At 30.8% G+C, this 14,010-nt stretch carries 12 protein-coding genes and 1 tRNA gene; 4 read left to right on the top strand and 9 right to left on the bottom strand.

Going from position 1 to position 14,010, the window contains the following annotated elements; genetic code table 11:
- Position 1 precedes the first annotated feature (1 nt).
- Positions 2-1,201, bottom strand: a complete 1,200-nt coding sequence (locus PG912_RS11760; protein WP_275687686.1) for an aminotransferase class I/II-fold pyridoxal phosphate-dependent enzyme — start codon at positions 1,199-1,201, stop codon at positions 2-4.
- A 165-nt stretch (positions 1,202-1,366) separates the two neighbouring features.
- Between PG912_RS11760 and PG912_RS11755 the strand changes: the two genes are divergently transcribed.
- Positions 1,367-1,825 (top strand): Lrp/AsnC family transcriptional regulator, encoded by a 459-nt coding sequence (locus PG912_RS11755; protein WP_275687685.1) that lies wholly within the window; start codon positions 1,367-1,369, stop codon positions 1,823-1,825.
- Here PG912_RS11755 and PG912_RS11750 read toward each other — a convergent pair.
- The 5 genes from PG912_RS11750 to PG912_RS11730 all read right to left on the bottom strand — a co-directional run bounded on the left by PG912_RS11750 (position 1,820) and on the right by PG912_RS11730 (position 9,769).
- The gene (locus PG912_RS11750; RefSeq protein ID WP_275687684.1) at positions 1,820-2,920 is read right to left on the bottom strand and encodes a DUF4407 domain-containing protein; all 1,101 of its coding nucleotides are present in this window, start codon (positions 2,918-2,920) and stop codon (positions 1,820-1,822) included. The two genes, PG912_RS11755 and PG912_RS11750, sit on opposite strands and share 6 nt — an antisense overlap.
- 84 nt (positions 2,921-3,004) lie before the next feature.
- Entirely contained in the window at positions 3,005-5,545 is a 2,541-nt protein-coding gene (locus PG912_RS11745; RefSeq protein ID WP_275687683.1) for a M56 family metallopeptidase, read from the bottom strand.
- A complete protein-coding gene (locus PG912_RS11740) occupies positions 5,545-5,913 on the bottom strand; it encodes a BlaI/MecI/CopY family transcriptional regulator (RefSeq protein WP_275689049.1) in 369 nt (122 codons plus the stop codon). The genes PG912_RS11745 and PG912_RS11740 overlap by 1 nt, the downstream gene beginning before the upstream one ends.
- A gap of 127 nt (positions 5,914-6,040) precedes the next feature.
- Entirely contained in the window at positions 6,041-8,374 is a 2,334-nt protein-coding gene (locus PG912_RS11735) for a S9 family peptidase (protein WP_275687682.1), read from the bottom strand.
- 6 nt (positions 8,375-8,380) lie between these two features.
- The gene (locus PG912_RS11730) at positions 8,381-9,769 is read right to left on the bottom strand and encodes a dipeptidase (protein WP_275687681.1); all 1,389 of its coding nucleotides are present in this window, start codon (positions 9,767-9,769) and stop codon (positions 8,381-8,383) included.
- A gap of 101 nt (positions 9,770-9,870) precedes the next feature.
- Here PG912_RS11730 and PG912_RS11725 point away from each other — a divergent pair.
- A tRNA-Leu gene (locus PG912_RS11725) sits at positions 9,871-9,952 on the top strand.
- A gap of 124 nt (positions 9,953-10,076) precedes the next feature.
- Here the strand turns inward: PG912_RS11725 and PG912_RS11720 are convergent.
- The 3 genes from PG912_RS11720 to PG912_RS11710 all read right to left on the bottom strand — a co-directional run bounded on the left by PG912_RS11720 (position 10,077) and on the right by PG912_RS11710 (position 10,829).
- Entirely contained in the window at positions 10,077-10,250 is a 174-nt protein-coding gene (locus tag PG912_RS11720; protein WP_275687680.1) for a hypothetical protein, read from the bottom strand.
- Between the two features lie 159 nt (positions 10,251-10,409).
- Positions 10,410-10,625 (bottom strand): hypothetical protein, encoded by a 216-nt coding sequence (locus PG912_RS11715; RefSeq protein ID WP_275687679.1) that lies wholly within the window; start codon positions 10,623-10,625, stop codon positions 10,410-10,412.
- A gap of 3 nt (positions 10,626-10,628) precedes the next feature.
- Complete coding sequence (locus PG912_RS11710) at positions 10,629-10,829, bottom strand: hypothetical protein (RefSeq protein ID WP_275687678.1); 201 nt, start codon at positions 10,827-10,829, stop codon at positions 10,629-10,631.
- A gap of 151 nt (positions 10,830-10,980) precedes the next feature.
- On the opposite strand from PG912_RS11710, the gene PG912_RS11705 reads away from it, so the two are divergent.
- Positions 10,981-12,729: a type I restriction-modification system subunit M gene (locus PG912_RS11705; protein WP_275687677.1), complete on the top strand. Its 1,749-nt coding sequence runs from the start codon at positions 10,981-10,983 to the stop codon at positions 12,727-12,729.
- A 1-nt stretch (position 12,730) separates the two neighbouring features.
- Positions 12,731-13,996 carry a restriction endonuclease subunit S gene (locus tag PG912_RS11700; RefSeq protein ID WP_275687676.1) on the top strand — a complete coding sequence of 422 codons (1,266 nt, stop codon included), beginning with the start codon at positions 12,731-12,733 and terminating at the stop codon, positions 13,994-13,996.
- Positions 13,997-14,010 lie beyond the last annotated feature (14 nt).

The following is a 14,010-nucleotide window of genomic DNA, read 5'->3' as shown; positions in this document are numbered from 1 at the left end:
GTTATAAAATAGCTGTTTTTAACATACAATTTTTAATGATTTGATACGTGCGTTCAATATCATTATCCAATCCGATAGAAAACCGAATTAAACCATCAGATAAACCCATTTCTTTTTGTTCGTTTTCAGGTATTTCAGATGATGTTGAGGTTCCGGGAGCAGAAAAAAGTGTTTTATAAAACCCTAAACTAACTGCTAAGTAACCAACATTTTTTTCTTGCATTAATTCCATTAAATTATTTGCTTTTTCTAATGATCCAGTGTCAATAGTTAGCATTCCACCAAAGCCGTATTCGGCATTCATCATCGATTTAAAAATTTCGTGTGACGGATGTGATTTTAAACCCGGATACACAGTTTTTAACCCATCAGCCTCAAATTTTTCAGCTAAAAATAAAGCATTCTTACTGTGTTGTTTCATACGAATATGTAAGGTTCTCATATTTTTTAAAATTGATGAGGAGCGTAACGAATCCATCGAAGAACCAAGTAGCATACTTGCGCCATCAATCACACTTTTTTGAGCGTTGATAAAATCTGCTGAAGCACAAACAACGCCACCCATGGTATCGGAAGATCCGTTAATGAATTTTGTTAAACTATGTATTACCACATCGGCTCCTAATTGCGCAGGTGAAAGTGATAAAGGCGAAAAAGTATTATCGATAATTAATTTTAAATGGTGTTTTTTTGCTAAAGCGGATAAGCCTTTAATATCAGCAACCTCTAATAAAGGATTGCTTACAGATTCACAATAAATCATTTTTGTTTTTTCGGTAATGGCGGCTTCTACCATTGCTAAATCTGTAATATCGATAAATGAAGTTTTAATATTCATCCGTGGTGTAAAATTCTTTAAAAATGCGTACGTTCCGCCGTAAATAGTCCGGCTTGAAACAATATGATCTCCAGCGCCGCAAATTTGTAAAATGGTAGGAGTAATCGCTCCCATTCCCGAACCAGCTACATTGGCAGTTTCCGTTCCTTCCATAGCAGCCAAAGCTTCACTTAGGTATAAATTTGAAGGTGAAGTATGACGGGAATATAAGTAGCATCCATCAGTATTGCCTTCAAAAGTATCGAGCATAGTTTTTGCTTCTAGAAATGTATAAGTAGAAGAATCAGAAATAGAAGGGTTTATTCCCCCAAATTCTCCAAAATATTGTAGGTCTTGAATGTTATCAGCAGGTTTAAAATCCATAGCATAAGTTTTTAACAGTTTGTATGGCTGCAAATCACTACTAATTAAGATTATAAATCAATATTTAAAATGAAAAACAGATTATTATTCTTTATATTTTGATTATTTTAGTTTTAAAATAATTATTTAATCGGTTTTTCGGTTAAATTGATGTAAATTTTTCAGATGAAATTAGATGCAATTGATAAAAAACTTTTAGGATTACTACAAAAAGACAGCAAACAAACTAGTAAGCAACTTTCGTTACATTTAAACCTATCTGTAACTGCTGTTTACGAACGCGTTAAAAAGCTAGAAAAAACAGGCGTAATTACCAATTATGTGGCGTTGTTAGATAAAAATAAGATTGAAAAATCGTTTTTAGTATTTTGTCATCTAAAATTAGAAAAACACACTAAAGAACATATTGTAGTTTTTGAGAAAGAAATTACAAAATTAGCGGAAGTAACCGAGTGTTTTCACGTAAGTGGAGATTATGATTATATTTTAAAAATTTATGTAAAAGATATGGATGAGTATCGTGATTTTATGGTAAATAAATTAACTACATTAAAACACATAACAAGTACTCACAGTACTTTTGCTATCGGAAAAGTTAAGAATTCGAGTACAATAGTTTTATAAAATATCTTGTTGGTTTTTATAAAAAGTATCGGCTTGTAGTTTCATCAGATTTCGAGCCATTTTTTGTTTGTAATTATACAATTCTTCTTCAGTTTTTAAATTGGAATATATTTTGTTATTGATTTCAATATCTGTTTTTAAAATAGCCTCTCGTTGATGCACTTGTTGTTGAATCCATGTTTTAATTTTAGACTCTTCATTTTCTAATTTAAAGTCATACTCTCCTTTCGAACTGATAAGTTTAGAGAAAATAGGAGCAGTTTCAATAGCTAAAAATAATAAGAAAATAAAAAAAGATGGTAGCCAAGGAAGTTTGTTCAAGGCTTCTATGCGAGCCATTAATCCATCGAAATTAGAAATTATGGGGTGTGTTTCAGATTCTGATTTTTTTTGTAGCTTTATTAAGCTGACAATAGCATCCTCTTTCACTTTAATTTTATCTGTATTGTTGTTTTTTAATTCACTTAACTCTTTTAAAGCTGCATCGTGTTTGGCTCTTTTTTCTTTATAAACTGAGCCTTTTCCTAAGCGTTTGGTCCCTTTTGTACCTTCAGCTTCTGCAATATAAGTTTCGTACAAAGTATTTGTTTCGTTCTCTTTTACAAGAATTTCGTTTTTTAAAACTTCAATTTCTGAACTGATATTGTTTATTTCAGGTGTAAATTGTTGTGCAATTTGTGTTTTATTATCTAACGTCATTTGATTCTTCTCAGTTAGCAAAACTTGATTGATTTCTTTTTCAAAAATCTTTAATTCTAAAGGTTTAGAAATTACAACGGCAATAATAAAAGCTAAAAGTAAACGCGGAATTACCTGTGCTATTTCTTGACGTTTTGACTCTCTTTTTTTGATAGTTGAAACAATAAATCTATCGAGATTAAATATTAACAATCCCCAAACAAAGCCAAAAAAGATAGCTGAGTATAAGTTGTCAAAAACTGTAAATAAAGCATAGCTACAAGCAATGGTTGCCATCAATGCTGTAAAAAAAACAGTAGCACCAATACCTGCATATTTATTTTGTTCTCCATTAGAGCAGTCTTTAATTAATTTTAAATCTACTCCCGAACAAATAAGAAAAAATTGTTTTAACATAAAATAAGCTTATACCATAAGAACGATATTATTTTAAAAATGTTACAAAAAAAGCCTCAATTAAGAGGCTTTTAACAGATTTTTTTAATTTTGGTTTAACATTAGTTTTTTAATTTTATCTTCACTTTTCGAAATATACATATTCATAGCACTTTTTTCTTTATCAGTGTAGGCTGAGGTAAAATGATAGTCTTTATTGTTTTTAAGATGATTGTAGAATTCTTTTTTAGATGTTTTTTTATCCTCTATGAAATAGTTTTTTTTAAGCGTTTCATCTAGTTTTATAAATTCAATTGACTCGTTAGATGTTGGTTTTTCTTTTGCATCTTTTCTTTTGTAAATGGTGCCAGTTTCCATATTTACATCTTCTATAATATGTACTTCATTTCCTACAACCCATTTGTTTTTTGCTTTCTCATTAGAAGGTACATCTGTATTTGAATTCCCACCTTTCTTATTAGTCGACAATGTTTCCATATTTACATCTTCTATAACATGTACTTCGTTTTCTACAACCCATTTATTTTTTGTTTTTGATTGAGAGGGTTTCTGAGTACTAGAGCTTTCAGTCTTAAATGTTTCTTTTTTAGAATTATTTTTAGTAGTTATATAAATTGATCCTGAACCATCTTTATTTTTTTTGATACTCATTTTATCAATTTTTTTTGGATCAAGTTTATATATCTCTTTTTTACTTATTATTTTTTTATTTAAGTAATAAGTTACGTTTTTATTATTTGTTTCGTATTTTAATTCAGAGATTTCTCTATTACTTAAGTTTTTTATTTTATCAATGGTAATTGTTTGTTTTATCTCTTTTCCTTTGCTATCGACAGATTTTCCATAACGGTTAAAGTATAGTGTTTTTCCATTTTCTTTTACATAGTATAAGGTTTTATCACCTACCTGTTTCCAACCTTTTTCAACACCGTTTTTACTCGTACTAGTTCCGATAATTTTTGTATCACCTTCTTTAATTTCTTTTTCTTTTCCGTTCTTATCAACTTGCTTTCCCCAACGATTATAATATTGTGTTTTACCGTCTTTTTTTACGTAATATAAAGTTCCATTATTTATATAAACCCAACCAGTTTTTCTATCATTTTTTTGGTTACTTGAAGAAGATGGAGGAGGAATATTAGATTTTTCACCCTTTTTGACGATTTTTGCGGTTGAAGGTTTTTGCGGCGGTGGTGGAATATTTCCGGTTCTTACTTTCCATGCATTATAGGCTTTTTTTGCTTTTAAAATTTCTTCTTTACTCGCGTTAGGAATAGGTGGCGGAGGTGGTAGTAATAATTTATCTTCTGTTGTTAATTCATTTTTTAATTTATAAAAAACTTTATTGTTTTTCTTTAACCTAATATAAGGGTGTTGAGGAAAAATAGGTTTTTTAACTTTCTTTTTATCTAGACTTGAAAGTTTAAAATATATACTACCTAGTTCAGAAAATAAATTTTTTATTTCACTTTGCCTTTTTTCTGAGCTTTTTATAAAATGAGGGTTTAGATTTCTTAATATTTCATATGTTTTATACAGTTCAAGGTAATCTCCAACTTTATCTTCCCAAATTTTTATTTCTTCTCCATTTGGAAGCTTTTTAGTTAATGTGTCTTGATTTATAATACTTAATTTTAAAGAATTAATATCTTTAAATTTTTTATTTATGTCTTCGGATAAAGAAGGGGTTGGAGGAAGAAAATTTATCTTAGTTGTTCGTTTTGTTATTATTTCAGAATCTAAATAATCATTGGTTTTTGTTTCTGCTTCCACTCTTTCAGCAAACAAGAATACGAATCCTACCATAACCGGTATTACTGCCAGTTTTTTAAGCAAGATTTTGGTTGGTGAACTTTGTTTTGTCATCATTAGTAATCTTTTTTTAGTTAATAAATAATTCAAATTACTGGCCAAGTAATATTCGTTGTTCCAAGCAGTTTTATTCAATAATAAATGTTGATACTCAGAAATATTTTTATGATTAGAAATCACTTTTGAGTCTGCTAAAAACTCGTGATTTAATTGTATTGTCTTTTTTAAGAAGTAAAAAATAGGATTAAACCAAAACACGATTTTTAAAATCTCAATAAGCAACACATCAAAAGTGTGTTTTTGTGTAGCGTGTGTAAGTTCGTGCGTAAATAATTCTTCTTCAATTTTCTGAGAATAATACTCATCTTTATTAATAAAGATATAATTCCAAAATGTATGCGGACTTATTTTGTCATCAACTAAAACCAACGTTGCTTTTTGATGCTTTGTCGTTGTGTTTTTTCTTGTTTTCTGATAAATAGCAACTACATTTTTTATAAACCGAATTAATAAAATAGTCGATATAAAAATGGAGAAATATATGAAGTGATTAAAATAATTAACAGATGTTTCAGTAACGAGAGCAGTTTCATAAACAATAGGTTCTTGTGTTGTTAGTTGCGTAGTTTCTATAATTTGAAAAGGAGCAACGTTAGTGTAAATTATAAATAATGGCGCTAAAAATGAAAATAACACACTACCTAACAAATAAAAACGATTGAATTTGTGCATTTTTTCACGCTCTAACACTAAATGATAAAAAAGTAGCAGTAGCGTTAAGCAAATTCCAGATTTTATGAAATAACTAATCATTATCGTTGCTTTTTAATTTGATTATCAATAATTTTTTTTAAATTTTCTAATTCAGAAACTGATAAATCAGTTTCTTTGGTAAAGAAAGAAGCAAACTGACTTGCGGAATCATTAAAGAAATTTTTTATCAACCCGTTTACATGTTTCGAGAAATAATCAGACTTCTTTACTAATGGAAAATATTCTCTTGACTTTCCGAATAAATTATAAGCAATAAAACCTTTATCGTTCATCCTTTTTAATAAAGTAGCTACTGTTGTTGTTGCTGGCTTAGGTTCTGGGAACTCCGCTAATAAATCTTTCATAAAAGCTTTTTCTAGCTTCCATAATAATTGCATTACTTGTTCTTCGGTTTTTGATAATTGCATGGTAATTGAATTTTGTTGCTCTACAAACATAGAGTAAATATTTTAATTCTACAAATGTAGAGATGCTTTTCATTAAGAAAGCATTTCTTAGAAATAAAAAAAACGCTCAAAATGAGCGTTTTTTTTATTAAAGATCTGAAAGGTTAAATTCTTTAGGCGGTATTTCATTTCGTAAATGAGTTACAAAATAATCCCATTTTTTTCGGGTCATGTATTTTGTCATATTTCCATAACCATGTCTTTTGTTAGGAAGTAAAATCATATCAAAATCTTTATTAGCTTTAATTAAAGCTTCAACAACCAACATCGTGTTAGAAGGTGGAACATTGTTATCCATACTTCCGTGTGTTATTAGTAGTTTCCCTTTTAAATCTTGAGCTATTAATTGATTTGCTTGATTGTCGTAATTTGTGGTTCCGTCTCCTTTCTCTTCCATTTTTCCGTTTTCTAAGAGTCCTTGCCACTTTTCACCCCAATCAGCTTCGTAATTTCTATTATCATGATTACCTGCACCAGAAACTGCTACATCATAAAAATCAGGATATGCAAAAACAGCACGTGTTGAAGCGAATCCTCCACCAGAGTGTCCCCAAATACCTACACGTTCAATATCCATTCCTTTGTATTTTTGAGCTAACTGTTTTATTGCTGTAATATTATCAGGTAAACCATTATCTCCCATGTTACCATAATACGCATCATGAAATGATTTAGATCGCATTGGAGTTCCCATTGCATCAACAGCTACAACTACAAAACCTAATTCTGCCATTGCTTGAAAATCTCTCCAAACAGGTTTAAACTTATAATTACCAACACTACCAGATTGTGGATCAGGATAAATATAATTTAGGATCGGATATTTTTTGCGTTCATCATAATGACTAGGAATACACATTATACCATAAATGTCTGTTTTATTATCACGGGCTTTTACTGAGAACTCTATTGGTTGTTGCCAATTTTTTTCTTTTAAAGCAGTGATATCCGCAGTTTCTAGATCTAGAACTTTTTCTCCTTTATTATTTCTTAAAACTGAAATAGGAGGATTGGTTGTTGATGAATATGTATCAACAAAATAAGAATAATCATCAGAGAATTTAGCAGTATGTGTTCCTTTTTCTGGCGTTATGTTTGTCAGCTCAGAACCATCAAAATTAACACTGTAATAATAATTATGATACGGATTTCCTTCTTCTTTTCCTGCTGCTAAGAAATAGATTTTCTTGCTTTTTGAATCTATATTTTTAACTTGTTTTACAATCCAATTTCCAGTAGTAATTTGGTTTTTTAATTGTTTTGTAGCTATATCGTATAAATAAAGATGTCCCCAATTACTTTTTTCTGAGTACCAAATAAATTCATTTGAATCAAATAAAACTTTCCAGTTTTCAGCATTTACACCAGATTCGTAAAAGGTTGCTACTTCTTCTTTATGTATAGATGTAACTTCACCTGTGTTTGAATTAGCTATTTGTAAATGTGCTATTTTATGATCTCTAGAACCAGAAACAAAAGCAAACTGCGAGCCGTCTTTTTTCCACTGAGCATCTAACAATTCATTATCCCATCCGGCAATATGATCTGTAGTAGTTCCTCTTTGAAAATCTTTATTCATTTTTAAACGTACAGTTTTAGGTTTTGCTCCTAAATGAATAATTACACGTTCTATTGTAAAAATAGTTTTATCGCCAGGTAGTGGATGTTTCCATGCTTCAAGTTTAGGATGCCCAACATTTGTAGAGGTTAAGTACATCATTCCAACTTCTCTTGAATCTTGTTGAAAAGTAGCTATTTTATCAGAGTTTGGAGACCATTTTAAAACGGCTCCATCACTTTTAATCCATCCTGCATTGTTAGTTGCATATCCATAATCTTTTTCACCATCAAAAGTAAGTTGTGTTTTTTTGCCAGTGTCTAAATCTTTAATCCAAAGATTGTAATTATCTATATATGCTGCTAATTTTCCATTTGGTGAAACATGTTCTGTTCTTTTAGCTTTTTTTCTTTCAGAAGTGATTTTTGAAATAGAATAGTCGTCTAAATTACAAGAATACTTTTGTCTCTTTAAAGTAAAGTTTAGTGTTTTTACATCTTCAGATAAAGAAACGTTATAAATAGGTAACTTATTTTTGTCGACCTCTTCATTTAATTCTTTTGATAAACTTTCAGCAAGTTTACTGTGATCAAAAGCGGCTATTTTAGTTTTAGCGTTAACATCAACTAAAATAAATTTTTTTCCACTTTTATCTTTAGTAGAATACACTAGGTAGTTTTGCGCACTAAATGTACTTCCAGAAACTTTATTGTACACTAAACCATATAAACTTCTGTTCATATGGCTAGCGGCTGTTTTGTACTGATCGGCAGTAAGTTGTTTTTTGCTTTCAGTTTTAGAGCATCCAATAAAAAGTGTTGCTAAGAATAGGTTAAGTACTATTTTGTTAATAAATGCTTTCATTTTTTCTTATTTAGACATTTCAGTAAAATATTTATAAAAATGAGGAATTGTTTCAATTCCTTTCAAGTAATTCCAAACTCCAAAATGTTCGTTTGGTGAGTGAATAGCGTCAGAATCTAACCCAAAGCCCATTAAAATAATTTTACTTTCTAATTCTTTTTCAAATAAGGCAACAATAGGAATACTTCCTCCACTTCTTTGTGGAATTGGTGTTTTACCAAAAGTATCTTGGTATGCTTTACTTGCCGCTTTGTATCCTATGTTATCTATTGGTGTTACATAGCCTTGGCCACCGTGGTGTGGAGTTACTTTTACGGTAACACCTTTTGGAGCAATGCTTTCGAAGTGGTTTTTAAATAGCTCAGTAATATCATTCCAATCTTGATTAGGCACCAAACGCATAGAAATTTTTGCATTTGCTTTAGAGGCAATTACAGTTTTAGCGCCTTCGCCAGTATAACCGCCCCAAATTCCGTTTACATCTAACGTTGGTCTGATAGAATTACGTTCGTTAGTGGTATAGCCTTCTTCACCATAAACTGAGTTAATAGCTAATGCTTTTTCATAGTTTTCTAAAGAAAATGGTGCTTTTGCCATTTCAGCTCTTTCTTCTAACGATAATTCTTCAACGTTGTCGTAAAAACCAGGAATGGTAATATGATTATTCTCATCATGTAATGAAGCAATCATTTTTGTTAATACGTTAATAGGGTTTGCAACTGCACCTCCGTATAAACCAGAATGTAAATCTCTGTTTGGTCCAGTAACTTCAACTTCAACATAACTTAAACCACGTAAGCCTGTTGTAATAGACGGAATGTCGTTTGCAATCATTCCTGTATCAGAAATTAAAATAACATCATTGGCTAATTTTTCTCTGTTTCGAGGAACAAACCAACTTAAACTTTCAGATCCAACTTCTTCTTCACCTTCAATCATAAATTTAACATTACAAGGTAAGTTTCCTGTAGATGTCATATACTCCATAGCTTTTACATGCATATACATTTGCCCTTTATCATCACAAGCACCACGTGCAAAAATGGCACCTTCAGGATGAATGTCTGTTTTTTTAATTACAGGCTCAAAAGGAGGCGAGATCCATAACTCAATAGGGTCGGCAGGTTGTACATCGTAATGACCATATACCAAAACAGTTGGTAAATTTGGGTCAATTATTTTTTCACCATAAATAATAGGATAGCCAGGAGTTTCACAGATTTCTACTTTGTCGCATCCCGCTTTTTCTAAACTATTTTTAACAGCATCGGCAGTATTTAAAACATCTTTGCTAAAGGCAGGATCTGCACTTACTGAAGGTATTTTTAATAATTCGATAAGCTCGTTTATAAATCTATCTTTATGTTGGGCAATATATTCTTGTACGTTTTTCATGTGTTGTATATTAATGAGCATCAAAAATAATAAAAAATATATGCTTCTCCTTTGTAGTTTACAAGTATTGTTTATATTTGCAGCCACAATTCAATATGTATGCGGGTGTGGTGGAATTGGTAGACACGCCAGACTTAGGATCTGGTGCCGCAAGGTGTGAGAGTTCGAGTCTCTTTGCCCGTACAGATTTTTATTAAAAAGCCTTGATTCATAACGAATTAAGGCTTTTTTATTTGTTTTATGTCCCTGTTTTTACCCCTAAAAACGTATGATGTTCCTCAATAATTCATATTGAAACTTATTGAATTCAATTTTTGGTTTTCAATAATTCAATACGTTCTTTATAAGATTCAATTTGTAATCTCAATTCTAAAATTTTTAAATCATTTTGTAAACTAGCTAATTTATTAGAATCGTTTTCTAAAGTAATTGCATGTTTTTTAAGTTTTATCTGGTCTTGGATATCCTGTTTGTTAACCATATTGTTTGTTTTAATCAAAAACCGCCTAAATAAAGTGATAGATAGGTATTATTAAGATTTGCATGTTAGTATATAGGTGCTTGAATGAATTACCTAGGTATATGAAAGACATAATATGGGTACTATTTAAGAATTGTGACCAATCATGTAAGAGGGTTCTCATAATCCTTGTGTTAATTTAGCTTTGCTAAGGAGGTACTCCCCTAAAAACAATTGGTCTAATTCATTATTTTCATGTAACCAGATAAGTTCTGTTCTTAATGATTCTTCACTTATATCAGCATTTTCTTCATATTGTGCTTTTACGTAATTAATTAATAATTTTTTTGTTAGTGGCGTGTATAATAGTTCGATGTTTTCGATAGTCATTTCCATAGTTTAATTTTTGCTAGTGTATTTGTTATTAAATTCATTTATTAGTGAAACGTGAATCCTCCAGCTATGTCTTTTCTTATATAGTAACTCTGGAGAATCTTTGTACTTTTCTTTAAGTTCGGCAATTCGGTAGCGAAAAGTGCGTTCGCTAATGCCAGTGATTTCTATTATCTCACCAAATTTTAAATGTGTTTTCTGTTTCATTGTATTCGTTTATTATAAATATGCAGCTGCAAGTAAAACGACTAAATTTTATTTTTTTTTATTATAGAAAGAGTGCTAAAAAGCAATATTGATAATTCAACAGATTTAAGTATCTTCACTTTTTTATAAAAAAATACTAGAAAAACTTCCTATGACAAACGTTAAAGAATCTGCCAATTTTATTTGGTCGATAGCAGACTTATTACGTGGTGATTACAGACAAAGTGACTACGGAAAAGTAATATTACCATTTACAGTTTTAAGGCGATTAGACTGCGTGTTACAAGCTACTAAAGCTGAGGTTTTAAAGAAACATGAGCAAGTTAAGAGTATGAATATTCAGAATCTAGACCCGATTCTAAATAAAGTAGCTGGTTATAATTTTCATAATGCGAGTTTATTCGATTTCGATAAATTAATTGCCGACCCAAATAACATAGCTTCCAATTTACGTAACTATATAAACGGTTTTTCAGAAGAAGCCAGAGAAATTATAGAACAATTTGAATTCGAAAACCAGATTACAAAGCTCGAAGAATCGAACTTACTGTTTATGGTTTTAAAACGTTTTCAAGAAATAGATTTACATCCAGCGCAAATTTCTAGTATGGAAATGGGCTATATGTTTGAAGAACTTATTAGAAAATTTGCCGAAATATCGAACGAAACTGCTGGGGAACACTTTACTCCTCGTGAGGTAATTCGTTTAATGGTAAATCTATTGTTTATGAACGATAGAGAAATTTTAACGCAAAAAGGAATCGTAAAAACTATTTTCGATTGCTGTGCGGGAACTGGCGGAATGTTATCTGTAGCTGAGGAATACCTCAACGAGCTAAATCCAGATGCTAGATTAGAAGTATTCGGACAAGAGTTGAATCCAGAGTCGTATGCTATCTGTAAATCAGATATGTTGATAAAAGGACAAAAGCCCGACAATATTGCAAGAGGAAACAGTTTAAATAGTAAAGATGGAGCAAAGTTAAAAGGTGACCAGTTTATAAATCATAAGTTCGATTATCTGATTACGAATCCGCCATTTGGGGTGAAATGGAAAAAAGTTCAAAAAGAAGTAGCCGAAGAACACGAGTTACTTGGGCATGGTGGTCGTTATGGAGCTGGATTGCCTTCGGTAAGTGATGGCTCGTTTTTATTCTTGATGAATTTGATGTCTAAAATGAAACCAAAAGAAGAAGGTGGCTCACGTTTAGCCATTGTATTCAATGGTTCACCGTTGTTTTCTGGTTCACCAAGTAGTAAGAAAAATGAGAGTAGTATTCGTCAATGGATAATTGAAAATGATTTATTAGAATCGGTTATAGCCTTACCAAACCAATTGTTTTACAATACAGGTATTAGTACCTACGTATGGATAATTAGCAACCACAAAGCTGCAGAACGCAAAGGAAAAGTGCAATTGATAAATGCTGTAGATTACTTTAAAAAAATGAGTAAATCGCTTGGTGATAAACGTAATGAATTATCTGACCAGCATATACAAGATATTACCAAATTATATGGTGATTTTGAAGAAAATGAACATTGTAAGTTATTTGACAATACCGATTTTGGCTATGCTAAAGTAACTGTAGAACGTCCAGTTTTAAAAAACGGTAAAGTTGTTAAAGACAGCAAAGGAAACCCGAAACCAGATGCTAAATTACGTGATACTGAAAACATACCGTTAAAAGAAGATGTTGCAAGTTATATGAAGCGTGAAGTATTACCACACGTGCCAGATGCTTGGGTAGATGATAAGAAGACTAAAATTGGTTACGAGATTAACTTTACTAAATACTTCTACAAATACAAGCCACTAAGGTCGTTATCTGATATTAAAGTAGATATTTTAGCTTTAGAAGAAGAAACCGATGGTTTAATTAAAACGGTACTAAATTAGTATGAAGCAATACGAAACATACAAAGATTCTGGAGAGGAATGGATTGGGGAAATACCAGAACATTGGACACTGACAAAGATTAAAAACATTTCTAAAATATATGGTAGAATAGGTTTTCGAGGTTATACGGTACAAGATATTGTAGAGAAAGATAAAGGTGTGATTTCTTTAAGTCCTTCAAATATTAAAAATCAAAAACTAGATGTGGAAAAAGGGACATATATTTCTTTAGAAAAATACGAAGAGTCACCAGAGATAAAAATATTTAATGAAGATGTGATTTTCGTAAAAACAGCATCAGTAGGGAAAGTTTGTTTTGTTGAAAATCTATTAGAAGAAGCAACCCTTAATCCGCAATTGATTGTTTTTAAAGAGATTAAATGTAATAATAAGTTTCTTTATTTCGTGCTAGTTTCTGAGTTGATGAATTTTCAAATTAAAAGAGATTTAGTAGGTGGAGTAATACCAACCCTTTCGCAATCAGTTATAAATAACTATTACCTTAGTATTCCTTCACTAAAAGAACAAACCCAAATAGCCAATTACCTAAACCACAAAACAGCACAATTAGATACATTAATTGCTAAAAAAGAGCAGTTAATTAGTTTATTACAAGAAGAACGTACTGCAATGATTAACAAAGCAGTTACCAAAGGTCTTGACCCAAATGTACCTATGAAATATTCTGGTATTGAGTGGTTGGGTGAGATTCCAGCGCATTGGGAGGCGAAAAGTATGAAATATGTAACCGTTTTAAAAAGTGGAGAAAATATCACTTCTGAAAAAATAAAAACGAAAGGGTGTTTTGCTGTGTATGGTGGTAATGGAATACGTGGTTACTATTCGGAATATACGAATGAAGGAAATTATATTTTGATAGGGAGGCAAGGTGCTTTATGTGGAAATATAAAATATGCTTCTGGAAAGTTTTGGGCATCTGAACATGCTATAGTATGTTATCTGCATAATAATTATAACTGGATTTGGTTTGGGAAGCTTTTAGAAGCGATGGATTTAAACCAGTATAATCAATCTGCTGCACAACCAGGGTTGGCTATTGGCTTGATTAAAAATTTAAAGATTCCAAGTCTTAATTTTGAAGAGCAATTGAAAATTGTTGATTTTATAAATGATTATGAAATAAATACTGATAAGCTAATAAATAAGTATTTTGAAGAAATCAATCTTTTAAAAGAATATAAAACCGCATTAATTAGCGAAGTTGTTACTGGTAAAGTAGATATAAGAGAAGAAGTGTTAAATTAGAGTATAATTACAGT

The sequence above is a fragment of the Tenacibaculum retecalamus genome, assembly GCF_027941755.1.
Taxonomy (GTDB): Bacteria; Bacteroidota; Bacteroidia; order Flavobacteriales; family Flavobacteriaceae; genus Polaribacter; species Polaribacter haliotis_B.
Note: the sequence above shows the minus strand (reverse complement) of the source record. Positions and strands in the feature narration are given on the sequence as shown.